This window comes from Plebeiibacterium sediminum, assembly GCF_026013605.1.
Taxonomy (GTDB): domain Bacteria; phylum Bacteroidota; class Bacteroidia; order Bacteroidales; family Marinilabiliaceae; genus Saccharicrinis; species Saccharicrinis sediminus.
The window spans coordinates 69,763-91,621 of record NZ_JAPDPJ010000018.1 but is presented as its reverse complement, the minus strand read 5'-3'; the positions used below and the strand labels follow the sequence as shown (position 1 = coordinate 91,621).

Here is a 21,859-nt window from a genome sequence, read left to right as displayed (position 1 = left end):
GTCATTATAACAATATCATTAACTATTTTAATAATAGAAGCACAAATGCAGCAGCAGAATCTTTCAATGCTAAAATTAAAGAATTCAGAAGGCAGCTCAGGGGTGTTTCAGATGTAAAATTCTTCTTATTTAGGTTAACAAAAATTTTGCATGATTATTAATTATACAATTTAGACCCAACTTTTTTACATGATCCATTTGTATCATAACTTCACATTATATTTTCGGAAGATAATACTGATGAATAAACAGACTAAAAAGAATGCAAACAGTCGATTTGCATAAGGTAAAATTTCGAGTATACCATCGTTTCGCAAGAAGATTCCATAGAATCCCTGCACTCCCCAATTTAGAGGTGAGAATGAGCTAATTTCTCGCATTACCGGACCCATTATATTAACAGGTACCCAAACGCCTCCTAAAGCGGCTAAAATTACTGAAGAAACAGATCCAAAAGTAGAGGCTTGAACTTGTGTTGTAGCAAGTGTTCCAATAACTATTCCATAACCAGTTGCTGCAAAAGCTGAAGTAATTGAAATTAACAGGAATGATGAGATATTTCCTAATTGTAATTTTGGTAAACCTAATAACGGTAAAATATAAATTCCCATCAATAATATTACAATGGCTTGCAGAACGCATATTAAAACATATACGGCAACTTTGCCACTCATGATCTGAAAATAATTTACAGGAATTGTTTTAATACGAGCTAAGCAACCATCAGTTCTTTCTTTAATTACATTACCTGCCACAGGAATACAAATTAAAAACATTCCAAAAAGAGTCCATGCCGGAACGTTGTGTTGCGTTGAATTAGGGAGTATACCATCGTTGTATTCAGATACTAGTTGCTCCTTTATTTCAAATGCAGGTTCGTCAGGATAGGAAATATCATGACGAGTATTCATTAAGGCATCTAATACTTTAGTATACGTTTTAAAGATAATAGACATTTCACTTTTAACAGAGAATTCTGCAAAGCTACTTTTTACCAATAATTTAAATGATTCTTTAGTAACAGGATCAAACAATAAATTAATTTCTGTAGAATTTTTAGTGCTTGTGGTATCTACCTTTATAGATGGCACTTGTTGTTTGACCAATAGTAAGGCCCTTCTTTTAATGGCTTTTGTAGCTCCTTTGGGTATTATAATACCAATTTGAAAATCTCCCTCAGCAACTTGTTTTTTAGCACTTTCTTCAAAGTGAATACTATCACCAATTAATTCTGTTACTTTAAATATATTCTGATTTTTGATACCTTCTCTTAATGATTCTCCAACTTCCCCTCCATCATTATCAACAATAATAACTGAAATACTTGTTTCAGAAAGATTTTGAAATGTTTTATGTTGCAATAAGGCTACAACAACAACTAAAATCATAGGCATAAAAAACAATAACATTACGCCTTGTATGTCTCTAATAAGAATAAGTGATTCTTTATATATTGAGAAAAATATCTTTTTCATTGGTTTAAGCTTTGTCAAAAATGATGTCGAATACCAAATAGAAATCGTAATTTATAGTGTATTTGTTGATTAGATATAATCAATACTCTTAGTCTCTTAATTTTTCACCTGTTAGTTTTAAGAAAACATCTTCCAGGTTATTGCAATCTTTATGAGAATCTAAAAGTTCATTTGGGCTTGCTGTAGTTATTAACTTTCCTTTGTCAATAATTCCTAATTGGTTACATAACTTTTGAACATCTTCCATAATATGAGATGTATAAATTATTGTAGTTCCCTCAATATTTAATTTTTGAAGAAATTTTCGAATAACATTTTTTGATTGTACATCGATTCCAACCATTGGTTCATCCAGAATCAAAAGTTTTGGAGCATGAAGAAGTCCAGCAATAAGGTTGATTCTTCGTTTCATACCGCCTGAAAATGTAGAAATTTTTTTGTTCTTTACGTGAATTAACCCCAACTCCGTTAGAAGTTCATCAATAGTGGATTTAAGTTTTTTTAGAGACAAGCCATATAAACTTCCAAAATAAATTAGATTTTCATTTGCAGATAGGCTGTCGTATAAAGCTATGTCCTGAGGAACAACACCTATAAAATGTTTTATTTTATTTAGGTGAGTACGAGAATCTAAATTGTAGATTAAACATGATCCGGAACAAGGTTTTAATAAACTGCTGATAATTGAAATGCTGGTTGTTTTACCTGCTCCATTGGGACCTAATAATCCAAAAAAATCACCTCTATTGATAGAGAAAGAAACATGATCAACAGCAGGTTCTGTTTTTCCTTTATAGTATTTTGTTACGGATTGAAATTCCAGAATAGTTGTTGAACTCATCTCTAAAATTTAGTCTAGTGATTTAACTATTTTTCCTAATTGCGTAAATAGAACTTTTTCGCGCTGTCCTATCTCATAAAGACTGTTGGCCACATCATTATATCCGATTTCTCCAGAGCGATTTTTATATATTCTAGAAGCATCAATTGCAAAAGCTCTCCACATGTCACCAATTGTTGTCATGTCTGTAGATAACTTATCAAGTTGTGTATTCTCAAATTTTTGAGCTGCTTCTTGTAAAAATGAAGCATATAAAAAGCGGAAACCAGCACCCCCTGTTCCTATTTCTTCCTGCATTCTTACTATTTGACCAAGAAAACGTTCCGATTTTTTGTTTCCATATTTTTTAGGCCATTTTCGGATGCGCTTGCTTAGGAACTCAATTCCTTCAATACCTACGATGCCTTTATAGTAAAGCATTTGAGTCACATTCTTTTTAATACCTTTTATTATTGCAGTATTAATATCTGTTAACCCTTTATTGCATTGAATACTATACATTTTTCCTTTGGGACTTCCTGTTCCTTTAGCAAATCTGACTCTAACTAATTCCTCGTAAGAAAGTTTTTCAACATTCTCCATAATGGGATCGCTAATCAAATACTGATTATTCTCTTTTCCCATACCAACAATGTTATGAGCATTAAAATGAAATCGATATTGGGGAGGAAAATACGACAAGTGATAAACGCCAACAACCATTCCTGTTGGAATGCCATCGTTAAGGTTTGCATCTAACTTTGCCATAGCTTTGACTGGCGACCTAAATTTCTGGGATTGAACTTTTATTCCCAGATTTTTAGTGGCGTGGTTGAAAATATGTCCGGGCATTGGCCTGAATGAGAATACAGGCATGCCGTGTAATTTTATAAATGGTAAATAGGCAAAGAACAATCCTGCACCAATCCCAAAAACCATTGCCTCGCTAATGTCAACACCCTGATGTTTTAATAAATTTCTTGTAACACCATTTTCACAGTGAGAGGACATTCTATGATCGAATTCAATCTTCATTACAGCACTAATCTATTTTTTTTACTTCGTCAACACTTTTGTAACCAAAAGCATATCTGTAAGTTTCTAATTGTACATCGGTTAATTTTGATCCCACTTTAAAACTACAATCCCGCCATACTCTATACCAACTATAACCAGTGTAACCAGATAGTATTTTAATACTCATCATATTTTTCTTCATATGATAATAGATGAAGCTTTTCTTTTTTCTTAGATAAAGTTGTCTGGCTTTTTCCATTTTCTCTTCCTCAAACTCCCAGGCTTGTTCAAGAGCAACATTCTTTGGTTCAAATCCTGAACTTTTTACAGCTTTATATTTACCTTCATCATCAACAGCAAACTCAATAACACTAAAGTCTTTTTTGAATTTATCAGAATGATCCTGAGGAACTTCATTTATTTTCATGGCTTATAATTTTAGTTATAAGAGCTTATTGTTATCAAGCATTTTATACTACAGTTAATAAAGCATAAGTGTAAGAAAATCTAGCACTTTCAGGAATCATCATTAAGATTTTTTGTCCTTTAACTAATTTCCCGGAGTTAAATAATTCTTCAAGCATGATAAATCCTGAAGCAGAAGCCACATTGCCTACATTAGGAAGATTTAAGAACCATTTCTCATCCGGTATTTCTAATCCTTCATCAATTAATGATTGATTGATATGCTTTTTAAAGAACATTGATGAAATATGAGGCATGAAAAAGTCAATCTCGTCTAAAGAGAAATTATTTTTCTCCAAAATTTCAGAAAGGAATTTACCTCCGAACTTGGTAATATATTTTTCAAGAAGCTTAGAATCCTGTTTTAAAGAAAATACAGATTTTTCAAGTAGCTCCTTTTGATCCAGACTCCTCCAAGGGCGAACTCTTCCTGTTTCATCTTTTAATCCACCAGCATACATGCAGGTTTCAGACAGATGTGCAAAAGATTTAATTTCTATCCATTCTAGTTTTAAAGATATCCCATCAGTATTGGGTTTGTCTTCTAATAAAACAGCAGCAGCACCATCGGAAAGCATCCAACGTAAAAACTCTTTTTCAAAAGCCACATAACCATTCTCTCCAAGTTCTTGAAGATGTGTTGATTCTTCTTCAAAATTTTTGGACATCATCCAACTTGACATGTTTTCAGAGCCTACGCAAACGGCATATTTTGATTTCCCTGTTTGAACAGACATATGTGCGTAGTTCAAAGCCCACATTGTACTGTTACAAGAACCTGTTGCAGACATGGCATCAACGGCTCCAATACCTAATTGACCATGCACCATACACGATAATGAAGGCATTTGTATATCAGGAGAAGCGGAACCGCTTGTTAATAAGTCAATTTTTTGAAGATTTACACCTTGTTTTTCAAGAGCTTTTATGGCTTCAACAGCCATATCTTCAACTGAATGTGTAATGTTTCCTTCTTTATCTAATGCGTAATATCTGTTTTTTATACCATTGTTTCTTAATACAATATTTTTGGCTTTTGATCGTAAGCCTTTAATCTTTCCCAGATAGTCTTCCATTTCATCATTGCTTACCGCTTGATTAGGAAAGAATTTAGATATTTTATTAATGAATGTCATAGTTAAATGTTATTTTAGTTCAATCCCCTGATAGTATGCTATCGTCCTTTTTGTTCTAAACCTAAATAAAAGATGTATTAAATTAAAAACAAGCATTGCAATTGGAGATAATCCAAATAAAGCAAAAAGCAGGTAGGCTCTAAAAACGTTAATTCGTTTATGCCATTCCTTGCTATATGTTTTGGGTTTAGATACGTACTTACTGAATTTTCTGAATATTTTTTTAGCATTAAGCTCCGTCATTAAAACCGAAAATTTTATATCTACGGCTTTTAGGCTAATAAGTTCCTTTTGCAACAAATTTTTATCACCCTGATTTAGGAAACTGTTTATAGCTGGTGCAAAACGTTTTGCTTCTGAAATTGTTTTGTCGCTAATACCAGCATTAGGTAGTATTTTGTATGGGCCTTTATTTCCATACACTAACCATTTAATAATTGTAATTGCCGAAATGTAATTGTGATTGGTATCACCAAGTACAATATTTCCAACAAGAGTTGCATTGGCATCAACAATAAACTTTTTAATAGATTCCTGAGCTGAATAACACATGTTTCTGGCTCCATGAATAGTTAAAACATTTTTATTTTTTAAAAATGATTTTATTTCAGAATGTTTTAAAAATGCAGTTACAGGAACTGAAGGAGACAAGAACCATGATTGACAGCCAATAATAACTAAATCATAATCTTTGTTTTTATTAAATGAGAAGGGCTCCAGTTCGCAGCCTCTTTCTTCAACACTGTCAGGAAATACGTCAAAAAAGTATTCGCCCCAAGGAAATGGATATTCCTTTGTAGGCTTAATTATTTCATAATCGATAGCTATTTCACTGTTTTGTGCTAATTCATCAACCACAGAATGAATGACGTTTTTTAACTGTCCGGATTGAGAATAATACACAACAAGAATTTTCTTCATAATATTGGAATCTACTACAGTTTTGAAATTTACCTAAAAGAAAAATAAATCAACAACGCTGTAATAATCAAAGGCGTTTAAGTTGGGTGCAAAAATACCTTAATATATTAATTTAACAAATATTCAATATGTTCAAATATTGTTCTTTATAAAATAATTATAGAAGCTTTTTTTGTTATGTTTGTGATAAGCTTAATCTAATAATAAAGAAACTCACAAGTAGATTTGTGTTTAAAAGATGATTTAATCGAAGTTGAGTTTATTATACAATATAAAAGGAAAATAAGTCCTATGAATTTACCTAAACAAGAAAAAGTACACATTACGGGTATGGGAATAATATCTGCATTGGGTAAAAATGTTAAGGAAAATCTCGATTCAATTCTTGATGGAAAATCAGGAATAAGAAAAATTCAATATCTGGATACTGTCCATAAAGATAAATTTCATGTAGCAGAAGTGCCATATACTAATGGTGAATTGCATGAATTAGCGGGTATTCCTTTGATGGATTATTTCCCGAGAACTACTTTGTTAGCAAGCATTGCTGTTAAAGAAGCATTGCAGGACTCCAATTATAGTGATGATACTGATATTAGAACCGGGTTAGTTATGGGAACTACAGTTGGAGGAATGGATGTTGCTGAAACAAATTATAGGGTTGAAGCAGATAAACCAAAATATTGGGTTGCTTGTCAGAACAAAAGTTATACAGCGGACTACCTTGCAGAGCAGTTTGGAATAAACGATTTTGTTACTACAATAACAACAGCCTGTTCATCTAGTGCAAATGCAATAATGATAGGCTGCGAACTTATAAAAAATAATCAGTTGGACCGTGTAATTGTTGGGGGATCAGATTCTTTGTGTAAATACACGTTAAATGGTTTTAATACACTGATGATTTTAAGTGAGGAGCCATGTACGCCTTTTGATGAAGATAGAAAAGGATTGACTTTAGGTGAGGGCGCGGGATTTCTGGTGTTGGAAAGTGAAGCGTTGGTGAAAAAATATAATAAAAAATCCTATGCTGTAGTAAGTGGTTATTCAAATAAAAATGATGCCTTTCATCAGACAGCAACCTCAGAAAATGGAAATGGTCCATTTTTATGCATGAGTGATGCATTAGAAATGGCAGAGCTTTTACCTAAGGATATCAACTATATTAATGCCCATGGAACTGGTACTCCTAATAATGATTTAACAGAGAGTATTGCCATTGAAAGAGTATTTGGGGAGCAATATCCACCTTTTTCATCGTTGAAGCCATTTATTGGTCATACCTTAGGCGCAGCAGGAGGAATTGAAGCTATTTTTAGTGTGCTATGTATTAATAAGCAGATAATTTATCCGAGCTTAAATTTTAAAAATCCAATTTCAGAAGTGGAAGTTAAACCAAATGATACATTAAAAAAAGCAAAAATTACCCATGTAATGAGCAATTCCTTTGGTTTCGGAGGTAATGATACAACGGTAATCCTGTCGCAATCCTAATTTTTGAGAAAAACGATTTCAAGTAATAGCATGAGTGTTTATATAAAATCAATTATAGCAGTTTCTGCACAAGATACATTTGAAAACAATACATTACCACAGGAACTTGCTCCTGCAACAAAATGGATGAAGTGTATCACTCCTGAGTTTAAAAAATATATTCCAGTTAAGGTCTTGAGACGAATGAATCGCTTTAGCAGAATAAGTTCTGTAAGTGCGTTTAAATCGCTGGCAAATTTAGGAATAGAAAAACCTGAGGCAATTATAACAGCAACAAGTTTGGGTTGTGCTGATGATTCTGAGAAATTTTTGAATCAGATGCTTGATAATAATGAAATGCTTTTGACTCCAACGAGTTTTATACAATCTACTCATAATGCTGTAGGTTCCAATTTAGCATTAGCATACAAGTGCCATGGTTATAATATGGTTTATACACATGATAATAATGCTTTTGAAACAGCTTTACTCGATGCATCTCTAAAAATTAAAGATGGTAAGTTGAATAATATTTTGATAGGGGCGGTGGATGAAATATCAGAAGAGAATTATTATTTAAAGGATACTTTAAGCAGATGGAAATCATCAGAAGAGACGAATCTGGATTTTGCATCAAGTATAACAGAAGGAACAATACCTGGTGAAGGGGCCACCTTTATGACTGTAACAAATGATAAAGAAGATGCAGAGCTGGAATTGATTGGAACTGAAGTTTTTTATTCTTTAAAATCAAGTGAATCATTATCAGATAGGATAAAACGGTTTGTAAAGAATCAAAATATTGATTTGGTTGATGTAGATACGTTGATGTTGGCGATAGATGGAGATATTAGGAATGTAAAAGTATATCAGGATCTGATGGGTGAAGATTTCAAACATGCAAATATTTGTCATTATAAGCATATATGTGGAAGCTACGATAGTGATGGCGGATTTGCTGTTTGGGTTGCATCTCAAATGGTAAATAAAGTAACTGTACCAGATTATGTTTATCTCCGAAAAGTTGAATGTAAACCAAAAATAATTTTAATTGCAAGGCAAAATCTGAATCGAAATTTTGGACTGGTACTATTGAGAGCAGTTTAAAAAGCATTCTTATTGTCAATGAGGAATAATTTATCATAAAACTCTGGTGTAGATTTCTTAAAAAATCATTAAAAGCTAGAAAATATGAGAAATATCAGTTATTTTCGCCAAACTATTAAAAATTGGCAAAACAAGCACGTATAATAAAATGACTGATAAGAGAATTGAAAATATCAATATTGACGAAGAGCAAGCAATTTTAACTCCCAACGAATTAAAGGATCTTTACCCTTTAAATGAAAATATCATAAAAACAATAGAGGAAGGGCAGGCTACTATTAAGAAAATCGTAAGTGGAGAATACAAACGAATTCTTGTAGTTGTAGGTCCGTGTTCTATTCATGATATAAAAGCTGCAAAAGAATATGCTCAACGATTAAAGAAGCTTTCAGAACAAGTTAAAGATTCTCTTTATTTAGTTATGCGTGTTTATTTTGAAAAACCGCGAACCACAGTTGGCTGGCAAGGACTAATAAATGATCCTTTATTAGATAATAGTTTTGAATTAGAAGAAGGGTTGAAACAAGCCAGAGAGCTGTTATCTTATATCGCAGAAATTGGAATGCCAGTTGCCGGTGAAGCTTTAGATATTGTTACACCTCAATATATTCAGGATTTAATTTCATGGACTGCCATAGGAGCTCGTACAACAGAATCGCAAAGTCATAGAAAAATGGCTAGTGGTTTATCATCTGTAGTAGGATTTAAAAACGGTACAGATGGTAATTTAGAGATTGCTATAAATGCGCTGGAGTCTGTCGCATCACCTCATAATTTTATCAGTATTGATCCGGATGGTCATGTTGCTGTTGTAAGAACCAAAGGAAATACCAACACGCATATCATTTTAAGAGGTGGTAAGAAGCCTAATTATGATGCTGCAAGTGTTGCAGAATATGAGGCTAGATTACAAAAAGCAGGATTGCCAGCTCGAATAATGATCGATTGTAGTCATTCAAATAGTTGCAAAAAAGCAGAAAATCAAGCTAAAGTATTAAAAGATATTGAATCTCAAATTCAGAATGGAAATACATCAATCATGGGAGTGATGATTGAAAGTAATCTGAATTTTGGTAAACAAAAAATCCCTGCAGATTTATCAGCTCTAAAATACGGTGTATCAGTTACAGATGAGTGTATTGGATGGGGTGAAACAGAAGAGATATTAATAGATTTTGCTAAGAATATAAAATTTTAAAAGATCTGCATACTAGAATGATCTAAGGTATTTTATAGATTAGAAATAAATTGTGATAACTTGCTGTTTTGTTAAGTTTTACGGAATTAAGCTTTGTTGAATCTGTAAATAGATTTAAATTGTTAGTGATTACTATTAAGCTGTCGTGATGGCTTATTAAAGAGTCATATTTGTTTTCATTGTACATTGGAATGTTAAATTTTTCAAGGTAAATAGATATTCCATGTGGTTCACAACCTATGCGTATAATTGGAGCATTAGAATAATTTGGGTATAACTCAGATAATAATTTAGAATCTTTTAGTGGAGTGTAGTGAAAGGAATAGTATTGTTCATATAAATTTTGAGATCTTTTACCCTTTGAAATATTGTCAGCAGTATTTATTTTAATTCTATTATATTCAAAGTTGAATGTAAGTAATGAATATCCAATGATTGCATAAATACTTAAAATTGAATATAATTTTTTGTAAGAATATTTTTCTATAAAAGAGTAAATTATGATAGCTAGAAATATTGAGTAAAAAGGCATACTTACAACAAATACTCTAAGTGGAGCATCGTCTCCTCGAACAAATGTGATTAATATTGGTGTAAATAAAATTGTAGTAATGGAGAGTATGGTGTTTTTTTTACTTAATAGATTTTTCCATGTTATAATTATAGATAGAAGTGTTAGTGGAATTAATATCCATTTGCCAGAAATGTAACCTTGAGCTAAGTTTTTAATGTAGTACCATAAATGGAATAAACTAAAAGGTTTTCCTGGAATGACATATTCATTCATAAATACATCCTTTAATATTGGTAAATAAAATAATAATCCCAATACTATCCCAAGTGATGTTGCAATAATTAAGTTAAATTCAGGAGATGAAAAAAATACTCTAATGTTAATGCTTTTAAGAGACTTAAGCAAAGTGTATTTTTTTAGAAAGAAATTAATAACCAATGATAAGTTTATTCCAATCAAATAATAAATATTTGATGGAATTGTAATGAATGCAGTAAAGGAAAAAAATATGTTTAGGATTAAGTTGATTTTTTTCTCATCTATATGATATCTTAAGTTGTGATAGAATAACAAAATAAGACATAATGTGCTTATTCCATATCCTCTTATTTGTAAAGAAAAATTGAAATAAGGAATTAGTGTTAATAAGGTTATTGTAGCAATAATAGCGGTGTTTTTGTTAGTTAATATTTTTGTGATTTTATAGGAATAAAGTACTGTAATAGAGGAATAAATTAAAGGAATAATTCTTAAAATGTACGGGTGATCCATTAGTGTATACAATGAATCGATATGTAGTATTTTAAGGTAGATGTTGTTGATTAGGTTAAAGGCAATGTGATTATTGGGTACATGATAGTCGGTTAGGGTTTTTGACAATGAGGAAAATGTGAAATGTTTTAATGTATATATCTCATCGTTCCAGAAATCAATGTTAAAGTGAGAGGTTTGTATTACAATAAAGGATAGTATAAGGATAATTTCAGGAAAATAATATTGTACTTTTTTAAGGTTCTGTTTAGCTTTCATATTTAAAAATGGGTTTGGGTGCAATAATAATATTAAACTTTCGTTAATTCAATTAAAATTTCCAATTCAAATATTAATTATATAGTGAAGAAACTTTCAGTAATAATCCCAGCTTATAACGAGGAAAGAACAATAATTAAAATTTTAGATAAGGTACGAAATGTAAGGCTGATAGAAGGAGTTGTAAAAGAAATAATAATTATAGATGATTGTTCAACGGATAATACAAGGTTTGTTGTTCAGGAATATATTGAGTCTATAAATAATGAACAGTTGTTCTTCTTCTGTCAGGATAATAACCAGGGAAAAGGTGCTGCAATACATAAAGGAATAAATGAATCAACCGGAGATTTTGTTATTGTTCAGGATGCGGATCTTGAATATGATCCCATGGAATACAATGAATTACTTAAGCCTGTATTGAAAGGGTTTGCGGATGTTGTGTATGGTTCCAGGTTTATGGGGAGTAAGCCTCATCGTATTTTGTTTTTTTGGCATACTATAGGCAATAAGTTTCTTACCTTTTTGTCAAATATGTTCACAAACTTAAATTTGACGGATATGGAGACTTGTTATAAGTTGTTTGATTCTCGAATTATAAAATCAATTACTCTAAACGAAAAACGTTTCGGTTTTGAACCAAAAATAACTGCTAAAATTTCTAAAATTCCCAAAATAAGAATATATGAAGTTGGAATCTCCTATTATGGTAGAACATATGATGAGGGAAAGAAAATAAATTGGAAGGATGGCGTCAAAGCAATATATTGTATTTTAAAATATAATTTAATTAGGTAAAACAAGTGTTTTTTAAAGTGCATATTTTATTACTCAAATACATCATAATTGCCTGCAGCTTTGTTTATTGACGTTTCCTTATCTTTAAATATTAGCTTAAGTGTTTTTCTTCTCCATTGAATCTTTTTTGTAAAATCTTTGAAGTTGATATTTCCCCATTCCAAATTCAGCTTTTTTGCTGTATTGGGGCCAATATAACAATAAGCTGCTTCGGCTACTTTTTTATTCGTATTCTTTTTTTCATACTTAATGTCAGTTCTGTTGGCAAGCAATCTAACACCATAGATTGAACATTCGCTTTTGATTTGATCAATAATATTGTTGTATTCACTAATTTGGTGATCTGTTATAGCTTCAGAGTAGGAGCCACCAATGTTTAAGACCGGTCGAATTTGTAATGTTGAAATGTTGTAATCTTTGAAAACTTTAAAGAAATCCGTCAATTCAGTTAAATTTTTTGTATTTACGGTGTAGTTTATTCTAATCTCAGGCTTAGATAATTGGTGTTGGTTTTTGATTGTATTTATTTTATCCAATAAATCAATAAATCTCTGATAGCTGGAGTTCTTCATGAAATATTCATAATTCTCTTTGTATACACCGTGGCATGAGATTGTAATTTCATCAACTTCCGATATTACAAGCTTCTCAATTTGATCATGAGATAGTAATTGTCCATTAGTAACTATTCCAATATTTGGTACTTTATAATGTTGCGCAAGTTCTACTAATTTTATAAAACCTCTATGGGTCGTAGGTTCTGCACCGCATCCTACATAAACCTGAAATGCGTAAGGAAATAATATACGTGCAATATCCTTAAATTCAGATTCTGGAATTAAACCTTTATTTGCATTTCTGTATGAAGGAGAACTGAAATAGCACATTCTGCAAAATAAATTGCAATTAAAAGATGGATCAATTCGTATAGATAGATGTCGTTTCCCTAAGATATTTAACAGGTATATACCAATTAGTTTTAAAGGTTGACTTTTTATTTTTCTACTAATATTTAATAGTGTGTAAAATTTCATAGGAATAAATATGCTTTATATTGTCATGTGGAACTCACCAATTTAGTCTTTTTCATGTGAGATAGCACTTTGTTATGGTTTGTTTCAACATTATTTTATTAACGAGAATCTTTAATTATGTATTTCTTTTAAAACTCGAAAGTAAAAATATTATTATTTCTACATTGTTAAAGAATGTGTATTTCATATGCTATAATATTGCGCTTGGGTCTGTATTAGAATTGATGTTAAACAAAAGTAAGTATGTTATTATTTGAATTTTATAACCGTTACTTAAATGGTGTGATCTGTAATGGATTGGTATTTAGTGTTATATAATTGTTTTAATATGGGTAAATGCTGTATTTAGCAATAATATGATTTTACTATTGGCATTGATATATTGAACTGTTATATTTGTACACTTTTTAAAAACTAGGTGAATTACATATATAATGAGTGCTAAGTTTAAGGAATATAGAGGTTTAGATCTTTCTCAGGTAAATAAAGACGTATTAAAAGAGTGGGAAGCTAATCAAACATTTGAAAAAAGTGTTACTTCAAGAAAAGGAAATCCAACATTTGTTTTCTATGAAGGACCACCTTCTGCTAATGGAATGCCAGGAATTCACCATGTCATTTCACGCTCATTAAAAGATATTGTTTGTCGTTATAAAACGCAACAAGGCTTTGAAGTTAACAGAAAAGCTGGTTGGGATACGCATGGACTTCCTGTAGAATTAGGAGTTGAGAAGTCTTTAGGAATAACAAAAGAAGATATCGGGAAAAAGATTTCCGTAGCTGAATATAATGCCGCTTGTCGTAAAGATGTGATGAAATTTACGGGTAAGTGGAAAGACTTAACTCATAAAATGGGTTATTGGGTGGATATGGAAAATCCATATATTACCTATGATAATAAGTATATTGAAACACTTTGGTACTTATTAAAAGAATTATACAATAAAGGATTTTTATATAAAGGCTTTACAATACAGCCATACTCACCTGCTGCCGGAACTGGTTTAAGTACGCATGAATTGAATCAGCCAGGATGTTATCGTGATGTTAAGGATACTACTTGTACAGCACAGTTTAGAGTGGTTAAAAATGAAGCTTCTGAGTTTTTATATAATGATGTTGAAGGGGAACTGTTCTTTTTAGCTTGGACAACTACACCTTGGACTTTGCCTTCAAATACTGCCTTAGCAGTAGGGCCACAAGTTACATATCAAAAAGTAAAAACTTTTAATCCATATACAGGGAAGCCTGTTGTAGTTGTGTTAGCCAAAAATCTAGTGTCTGCCTATTTTAATGCTAAAAATGCAGATGTTTCTTTTGATGACTACCAACCAGGCGATAAAAAAGTTCCTTTTGAAGTAATGGAAGAGGAGTTTACAGGTAAAGATTTAGCAGGAGTTAGTTATGAGCAATTGATTCCGTGGATCAAACCTGATGGTGACGCATTTAAAGTAATCGTTGGAGATTATGTAACAACAGAAGATGGTACTGGAATTGTACATATTGCTCCTACTTTTGGTGCTGATGATGATAGAGTCGCTAAAGCAGCAGGAATTGCTCCATTGATTTTAATAGACAAAGATGGAAAGCAAAATCCTATGGTCGATAAGACTGGAAAGTACTTTTTGATTAAGGATTTAGATGCTGATTTTGTGAAGAATTTTGTAAATCTTGATGCATATATGGAGTATGCAGGAAGATTTGTAAAAAATGATTATGATGAGAAGTTAACAGAAAAAGATCATACTTTAGATGTGGATATTTCTGTAATGTTGAAACTGGAAAATAAAGCTTTTCGTGTAGAGAAGCATACACATAATTACCCGCACTGTTGGAGAACAGACAAACCAGTATTGTATTATCCTTTAGATTCGTGGTTTATTAAAACTACCGCAGTAAAGGAACGAATGATGGAATTAAATAACACCATCAACTGGAAGCCTGAATCAACAGGAACCGGCCGTTTTGGTAAATGGTTGGAGAATTTGGTAGACTGGAATTTATCTCGTTCTCGTTATTGGGGAACTCCACTTCCTATCTGGAGAACAGAAGATGGAAAAGTTGAAAAATGTATTGGTTCTGTAGAGGAATTAGTAACAGAAATCGAAAAAGCTGTAGCAGCTGGTGTAATGGATAAAAATCCATTTGGAGATTTCAAAGCTGGAGATTTTTCGAAAGAAAATTATGATAAAGTAGATCTTCATCGTCCATACGTTGATGATATTATATTGATCAGTGAGGATGGCGAAAAGATGTTTAGAGAACCTGATTTAATTGACGTTTGGTTTGATTCAGGTGCAATGCCATATGCTCAAATGCACTATCCATTTGAAACAGAAAAAGAAGATGGTTCGCAATTGGTTTTTCCTGCTGATTTTATTGCAGAAGGAGTAGATCAAACAAGAGGATGGTTCTTTACTTTGCATGCATTGGGAACCATGTTGTTCGATTCTGTAGCGTTTAAGAATATTATTTCTAATGGACTTGTCTTGGATAAGAATGGAAATAAAATGTCTAAACGCTTAGGAAATGCTGTTGATCCATTTGAAACTATTGAGAAGTTTGGTTCAGATCCATTGCGCTGGTATATGATTACGAATGCGCAACCTTGGGATAACCTGAAGTTTGATCAAAATGGAATTGATGAAGTAAAACGTAAGTTTTTTGGAACACTTTATAATACTTATTCATTCTTTGCTTTGTATGCCAATGTTGATGGTTTTACAGGACAGGAAGAACAGGTTGCCATTGAGGAAAGACCAGAGATTGATCGTTGGGTTATTTCTTTATTGAATACATTAATTAAAGAAGTGACAGAAAGTTTTGAATCATATGAGCCAACAAAAGCTGGTCGTGCTATTCAAAATTTTGTAACAGAAAACCTAAGTAACTGGTATGTTCGTTTAAACAGAAAACGTTTCTGGGGAGGAGAATATTCAAAGGATAAGATATCTGCTTATCAAACGCTATATACTTGTTTAGAAACAGTTGCCATATTATCGGCGCCAATTGCTCCTTTTTATATGGATCAATTGTATAAAGATCTTACTACAGTTTCAGGAAATAACGCGTTAGAGTCGGTGCATTTAACAATGTTCCCTAAAGCTGATGAATCAAAAATTGATAAAGCTTTAGAGCAAAGAATGTTGTATGCTCAGGATATCTCTTCAATGGTTCTTGCATTGCGTCGTAAGGAGAGCTTAAAAGTTAGACAACCATTGCAAAAGATAATGATTCCTATTTTAGATAAGGAATTTCATGATCAGGTTGAGAAAATTAAAGACTTGGTTTTATCAGAAGTGAATGTTAAAGAAATGGAGTTTTTAACTGATACAAAAGGTGTGTTGGTTAAAAAGATAAAGCCTAACTTTAAAGCGCTTGGTCCTAAATATGGAAAAATGATGAAGCAAATTGCTGCATTCGTTAATCAAATGACCCAGGAGGATATAGCTTTAATTGAAAAGGATAGTAAAATTAATGCAACCATTAATGACGAAACTGTTGAACTTTCAATTGAAGATGTAGAAATAATGTCTGAAGATATACCTGGTTGGTTGGTAGCTAGTGAAGGAAAATTAACTGTAGCATTAGATATTAATGTTACAGAAGATTTAAAGCAGGAAGGTATTGCAAGGGAATTTATAAATCGAATTCAAAACCTCAGAAAAGATTCAGGTTTTGATGTAACAGATAAAATTATTCTGAAAATACAGAAAAATGAGGCGATAAATGATTCGGTAATCAACTATAAAGATTATATTGCGTCTCAAACCTTGGCCGAGGAGCTAAATCTTGTAGATTCATGTAACGAAACCGAAGGTAAACTCGTAGAAATTGATACTAATGTCGAGACCTACATCTGTGTGAGTAAAAAAGCATAGTATGAAACTCAAATTTAACTGTTATGACAGAGAAAACTAGATATTCCGATGAAGAGTTGCAGGAATTTAAGCAGATAATTGTTGCAAAGCTTGACAAAGCAAAGAAAGATTACGAATTGCTTCGAAATACAATTACTCATGGTGATGGAAACGATACTCAGGATACATCTCCAACATTTAAAGTTTTAGAAGAAGGAGCAGCTGTACTTTCAAAAGAAGAAGCGGGTAAATTAGCGCAACGTCAGCTGAAATTTATTCAGCATCTGCAAGCGGCCTTAATTCGTATTGAGAATAAGACTTATGGAGTGTGTAGGGAAACAGGGAAATTGATATCTAAAGAACGTCTTAGAGCTGTTCCTCATGCAACATTGAGTATTGATGCCAAAAGAAACCAGAAATAGATTACTTAATACTCTCCTCATAAATACTATGAGGAGAATAAGTGATAAAAGATTGGCGTAAATCCAAAACATATAATTTAACCCCAAAAAGTTAGCTATAAAATATTTTTGGAAAAGGATAGTTTATGGCAAAAAATCATTCCGGAATGCATTCATTTTTAAAAAAACCATTTGTAATTGTTCTATTGGTTCTGTTTATTGATCAGGCTCTAAAAATATGGGTAAAGACTCATATGATGATTGGTCAGGAGTATAAAATAATTGGAGATTGGTTCATCATCCATTTTATTGAAAATAACGGAATGGCTTTTGGAATGGAGTTGGCCGGAAAATTCGGTAAAATTATTTTAAGTGTTTTTCGCATCGTAGCTGTTGTTGGAATAGCTTATTACTTAAAACAATTGTCAAAAAAAGATGTCCCTTACGGATTGATTTTTAGTATTTCATTAGTCTTAGCAGGAGCAATTGGTAATATCATAGATAGCGCCTTTTATGGTATGATATTCAATGATAGCTATCCTCAAGTAGCCTCTTTATTTCCTGCTGAAGGAGGGTATTCATCATTTCTTCATGGTAAAGTAGTTGATATGTTTTACTTCCCAATAGTTGAAGGGAATTTTCCTTCATGGATACCTAAATGGGGAGGTGAGCATTTTATTTTTTTTCGTCCTGTTTTTAATGTAGCAGATTCTGCCATAACAATAGGAATTGCCATTATTTTGATTTTTCACCGTAAATATTTTAAATAATAAAATTAAAGTGACTATAAGTGGAATATCTATGTTCAATTGTCTTGAATTTTGATATTGCATTTAAAAGTGTGAACTTTGCATGCTGTTTTCTGAATTAAGGAGACGCTAAAACATAAAAATATCCGTTATAGTAGCGGATTGATAGTTATTTTTAACTTCTTGATCCAATTATGTGACTCAAGAAGCGAAGCGTACTCATAAATGAACAAAAATGATTAAGAAAATTTTAATTCTTTTTATAGGAATCCTGGTTGTTATAACTCCCATAGCAACAGCTCAAAATGTAGATCCTTCAAAGGTTGATGTTGGAGCCTTAGATGATAATCAAATTATGAAGATCATTTCCGAAATGGAAAAACGCGGCTTAAGCGAAAATGAAGCCATTAACATGGCTCGTTTAAGAGGAATGTCTAATAGTCAGATCTCTTTGCTGCAAAGGAGAATTAAAGAAGTTAAACAGAGCGGAGGTACTACTAATTACAAACAAGATAATAGCTTAAGTGGAGAAAACGCAACAGCAGTTTCAGAGCTTTCTCAAAAATCTGTTTTGGATAGTAATATGATAGATGAAAAGATATTCGGCTTTTCGTTTTTTAATACTACTAACTTATCTTTTGAACCAAGTGTTAATATTGCTGTATCTGAAAGCTATGTTATAGGAGCTGGAGATGAGATTGATATTGAAGTATGGGGAGCTTCCCAACAGTCTTATCAATTAGTAGTTAACACAAATGGAGATATTAATATTCCATTAATCGGACCTGTTTATCTTGGAGGATTAACATTAAAAGCTGCAGAGGGTAAAATTAAAAATAAGTTATCGACTATTTATTCTGATTTAAGTAATGCAAATCCAAGAACATTTGCATCTGTTTCTATAGGTCAAATTAAAGCCATACGAATAAATGTATTAGGAGAAGTTTTTGCACCAGGTACATATACAGTTCCAGGTACGGCTACATTATTTAATGTATTATATTTATCAGGTGGTCCAAATAAACAAGGAAGCTTTAGGGATATTAGGTTAATCCGAAATGGTAAAATAGTAGCGAATCTTGATGTTTACGATTTTATAGTTAAAGGAAATTCTTTAGTTAATGCTCCCTTAATGGATAATGATGTGGTTCTGATACCTCCATATTTAAACAGGATTAGAGTTGATGGAGAATTTAAAAGAACAGGAATTTTCGAAACTAAAGAAGGCGAAACTGTTAAAAATGTAGTTTCTTATGCAGGTGGATTTACTGAAAATGCCTATAGATCGGCAGTTAAGTTATATAGAAATAACGGAAAAGAAAGAACTTTTAAAGAAGTTGCTTCTGAAGATATGTCAGATGTATATATGGCATCCGGAGATCGTTTGTCTGTTGGTAAAATTTTAAATAGATATAACAATATTGTTAGTATTACAGGGGCAGTCTTTAATCCTGGCGATTTTGAATACGAAGAGGGATTAACATTAAAACAATTAATTAGTAAAGCAGATGGCTTGATTGAAAATGCATTCTTAAATAGAGGACTTATCACTCGATTAAAAGAAGATTATACACCTGAAAATATTTCTTTCGATGTTCATAAAGTATTAAATGGAGAAACTAATATAAATCTAAAGGCTAATGATAAAGTTTCTATTAAAGCTATTGATAATATAAGGGAAGATAGAACCGTTGCCATCTGGGGGGAAGTACAGAATATGGGTGTATATCCTTATGCAGAAAACCTAACAATTGCTGATTTAGTATTTATGGCGGGAGGGTTCAAGGAAACAGCTTCAGAATCAACTATAGAGGTGAGACGTAAATTATCCTATGAAAATGCAGATAAAAGTACTGATAAGAGTTCAGAATTATTTTATTTTAAAGTAACGCGTGATTTAGAATTGAATGAAGAGGCGAATTCATTTGTTCTTGAACCTTATGATGCGATTGCAGTTCGATTTATGCCAGGTGCCATTTCATCAGGGTCAGTTACTATTGCAGGTGAAATTATGTATGGCGGAATTTATAACTTGACTTCCGATAAAGAAAGAATCTCTGATATTATAAAAAGAGCAGGAGGGTTAAGTGATAATGCCTATCCTGAAGGAGCTTCATTAACAAGGAAAATCACACTGTCAGAGCAGGATAAGGCAAAAAGGGAAGAGTTGATGGAAATGGATTCAACCATTAGATTCTCAGAACTAAATTTTGAAACAGTTAGTGTTCACTTAGATAAGATTATAGGGAATCCAGGTTCTAAAGATGATATATATATGAGGAGTGGTGATTTTTTAACAATTCCATCAGTATTACAGACCGTTAAAGTATCTGGTGAAGTTTTAAATCCATCATCGACTGTATATGAAAAATCATATAATGTGAAACAATATATTAATTTAAGTGGTGGATTTTCCTTAAATGCCAAGAAAGGAAAGACTTATGTGTTAGAAGCCAATGGAGCTTCGCATGCAACTAAAGGATTCTTATTTTTTAGAAATTACCCAAAGGTTACTCCTGGAGCCGAAATAATTGTTCCTCAAAGACCAGAACGTCAAGGGATGAGCCCGCAGGCCTGGATCGCTATAGCAAGTGGTATTGCCTCCATTTCGTTAACTGTTGTAACTGTACTAAATAATCTGCCAGAAAAATCAAGTTCATCAAATACAGCAAATTCCACGGAAAACTGATTCGGTGATAAAATAAGCTTTGGTATTTCTTGTAAATTCAATATAAATGGAATCAAATAATCAGATAAATAAAAATCAAATCATAAAAGATGATGAAATAGATTTGATAGCCTTGATAAAAACGATTTGGGATGGACGTAAAACGATCTATTATTCTATTGGAATTTGCGTTTTAATAGGATTATTAATCGCATATTTAAGTCCTGATAAGTATACTGCATCGGCAACGTTGTTGCCATCATCTGAAAAAGCAGGAGGCAATATGGGTAACTTAAGTTCTCTTGCAAGTATGGCAGGAATTAATTTAGGATCCATGATGGGACAATCAGAAGGAATACCTCCAGAAATTTATCCTCAGATAGTAAATAGTTATCCCTTTTTAAATGAATTTATTCGTGAAAAATTTCATTTTGAAGAATATAATAACCCAATTTCTATATATGATTATGTTGCAGCAGATACAATTCCATCGTTCGGTTCTCAGTTAGTGAAATATACTATACGATTACCTTGGACTATTAAGGATGCTATATTTTCTGGTGAGAATGAATTTTCTACTAAAGTTCAGGATATAGGAGTTCTTAGTTTATCAGAGGAAGAGTTAATGGCTTTAGCCTCCATGTTTGAAGTCTTACAAATTAATGTAGATGATAAGAGCGGGTTAGTTAATGTTTCTGTGGAATTAGAAGAACCTATTTTGGCAGCCCAATATGTACAAAAGGCGGTTGAATTGTTGCAAGAATATATTATCGAATATAAGACTAAACAGGCTAGAGAAAATCTGGATTTTGTACAGGAAAGATATAATGAAAAAAAGTTAGAATACGAGGAAACTCAATTAGCTTATTTTAATTATAAGGATACGCACCGTAATATAATATCCGAGCGGATGGATCCAGAGTTACAACGATTGAGTGATGCGTATGATATGGCATCAACGATTTATAAAGGATTAGCTCAGCAGTTAGAACAATCTAAAATTGCTGTAAAAGAACAAACACCGGTTTTTTTTGTGTTAGAGCCAGTTAAAGTACCAATTAAACCATCCTCACCCCAAAAGAAAATAATACTTGTATTAAGTATATTTTTAGGTGGAGTGTTAGGTGTTGGTTTATTGTTTGTGAAGCTTGTTTGGAGTCAGATTAAGACTAAATTTTAAATTCATACTATTTA

The 21,859-nt window shown here is 32.1% G+C and carries 18 protein-coding genes; 10 read left to right on the top strand and 8 right to left on the bottom strand.

The annotated features are described in order from the left end of the window. Positions 1–14: 14 nt before the first annotated feature. A complete protein-coding gene (locus OM075_RS09925) occupies positions 15–161 on the top strand; it encodes a transposase (RefSeq protein WP_363321575.1) in 147 nt (48 codons plus the stop codon). A gap of 42 nt (positions 162–203) precedes the next feature. Here the strand turns inward: OM075_RS09925 and OM075_RS09920 are convergent, their stop codons facing one another. The 6 genes from OM075_RS09920 to OM075_RS09895 form a co-directional block, all read right to left on the bottom strand. Then, complete coding sequence (locus tag OM075_RS09920) at positions 204–1,475, bottom strand: ABC transporter permease (RefSeq protein WP_301190349.1); 1,272 nt, start codon at positions 1,473–1,475, stop codon at positions 204–206. A gap of 88 nt (positions 1,476–1,563) precedes the next feature. Further along, a complete protein-coding gene (locus OM075_RS09915; protein WP_301190348.1) occupies positions 1,564–2,316 on the bottom strand; it encodes an ABC transporter ATP-binding protein in 753 nt (250 codons plus the stop codon). A gap of 9 nt (positions 2,317–2,325) precedes the next feature. Then, positions 2,326–3,330, bottom strand: a complete 1,005-nt coding sequence (darH, locus tag OM075_RS09910; protein ID WP_301190347.1) for a BtrH-related acyltransferase DarH — start codon at positions 3,328–3,330, stop codon at positions 2,326–2,328. 7 nt (positions 3,331–3,337) lie between these two features. Next, positions 3,338–3,739, bottom strand: a complete 402-nt coding sequence (locus OM075_RS09905; protein ID WP_301190346.1) for a DarG family dialkylresorcinol biosynthesis protein — start codon at positions 3,737–3,739, stop codon at positions 3,338–3,340. 43 nt (positions 3,740–3,782) lie between these two features. After that, positions 3,783–4,913: a StlD/DarB family beta-ketosynthase gene (locus OM075_RS09900; protein ID WP_301190345.1), complete on the bottom strand. Its 1,131-nt coding sequence runs from the start codon at positions 4,911–4,913 to the stop codon at positions 3,783–3,785. A 9-nt stretch (positions 4,914–4,922) separates the two neighbouring features. Then, positions 4,923–5,834, bottom strand: a complete 912-nt coding sequence (locus OM075_RS09895; RefSeq protein WP_301190344.1) for a hypothetical protein — start codon at positions 5,832–5,834, stop codon at positions 4,923–4,925. 291 nt (positions 5,835–6,125) lie between these two features. Here OM075_RS09895 and OM075_RS09890 point away from each other — a divergent pair, with 291 nt between their 5' ends. The 3 genes from OM075_RS09890 (at position 6,126) to OM075_RS09880 (ending at position 9,612) form a co-directional block, all read left to right on the top strand. Beyond that, positions 6,126–7,328: a beta-ketoacyl-[acyl-carrier-protein] synthase family protein gene (locus OM075_RS09890; RefSeq protein WP_301190343.1), complete on the top strand. Its 1,203-nt coding sequence runs from the start codon at positions 6,126–6,128 to the stop codon at positions 7,326–7,328. Positions 7,329–7,358: 30 nt separating this feature from the next. Then, the gene (locus OM075_RS09885) at positions 7,359–8,414 is read left to right on the top strand and encodes a beta-ketoacyl synthase chain length factor (protein ID WP_301190342.1); all 1,056 of its coding nucleotides are present in this window, start codon (positions 7,359–7,361) and stop codon (positions 8,412–8,414) included. 148 nt (positions 8,415–8,562) lie between these two features. Continuing rightward, positions 8,563–9,612 (top strand): 3-deoxy-7-phosphoheptulonate synthase, encoded by a 1,050-nt coding sequence (locus OM075_RS09880; protein WP_301190341.1) that lies wholly within the window; start codon positions 8,563–8,565, stop codon positions 9,610–9,612. A 22-nt stretch (positions 9,613–9,634) separates the two neighbouring features. On the opposite strand, the gene OM075_RS09875 is transcribed toward OM075_RS09880, so the two are convergent. After that, positions 9,635–11,155: a glycosyltransferase family 39 protein gene (locus tag OM075_RS09875; RefSeq protein WP_301190340.1), complete on the bottom strand. Its 1,521-nt coding sequence runs from the start codon at positions 11,153–11,155 to the stop codon at positions 9,635–9,637. Between the two features lie 84 nt (positions 11,156–11,239). Between OM075_RS09875 and OM075_RS09870 the strand changes: the two genes are divergently transcribed. Next, positions 11,240–11,953, top strand: a complete 714-nt coding sequence (locus OM075_RS09870) for a glycosyltransferase family 2 protein (RefSeq protein ID WP_301190339.1) — start codon at positions 11,240–11,242, stop codon at positions 11,951–11,953. Positions 11,954–11,982: 29 nt separating this feature from the next. Here the strand turns inward: OM075_RS09870 and OM075_RS09865 are convergent, their stop codons facing one another. Further along, positions 11,983–12,987, bottom strand: a complete 1,005-nt coding sequence (locus tag OM075_RS09865) for a radical SAM protein (RefSeq protein ID WP_301190338.1) — start codon at positions 12,985–12,987, stop codon at positions 11,983–11,985. 434 nt (positions 12,988–13,421) lie between these two features. Here OM075_RS09865 and ileS point away from each other — a divergent pair, with 434 nt between their 5' ends. The 5 genes from ileS (at position 13,422) to OM075_RS09840 (ending at position 21,845) form a co-directional block, all read left to right on the top strand. Further along, positions 13,422–16,868 carry an isoleucine--tRNA ligase gene (gene ileS / locus OM075_RS09860; protein WP_301190337.1) on the top strand — a complete coding sequence of 1,149 codons (3,447 nt, stop codon included), beginning with the start codon at positions 13,422–13,424 and terminating at the stop codon, positions 16,866–16,868. 23 nt (positions 16,869–16,891) lie between these two features. Then, positions 16,892–17,269 carry a TraR/DksA family transcriptional regulator gene (locus tag OM075_RS09855; protein WP_301190336.1) on the top strand — a complete coding sequence of 126 codons (378 nt, stop codon included), beginning with the start codon at positions 16,892–16,894 and terminating at the stop codon, positions 17,267–17,269. A 125-nt stretch (positions 17,270–17,394) separates the two neighbouring features. Beyond that, positions 17,395–18,018 carry a lipoprotein signal peptidase gene (locus OM075_RS09850; protein WP_301190335.1) on the top strand — a complete coding sequence of 208 codons (624 nt, stop codon included), beginning with the start codon at positions 17,395–17,397 and terminating at the stop codon, positions 18,016–18,018. Between the two features lie 214 nt (positions 18,019–18,232). Then, a complete protein-coding gene (locus OM075_RS09845; protein ID WP_301190334.1) occupies positions 18,233–20,686 on the top strand; it encodes an SLBB domain-containing protein in 2,454 nt (817 codons plus the stop codon). Positions 20,687–20,732: 46 nt separating this feature from the next. After that, positions 20,733–21,845 carry a Wzz/FepE/Etk N-terminal domain-containing protein gene (locus OM075_RS09840; protein WP_301190333.1) on the top strand — a complete coding sequence of 371 codons (1,113 nt, stop codon included), beginning with the start codon at positions 20,733–20,735 and terminating at the stop codon, positions 21,843–21,845. Positions 21,846–21,859: the final 14 nt, after the last annotated feature.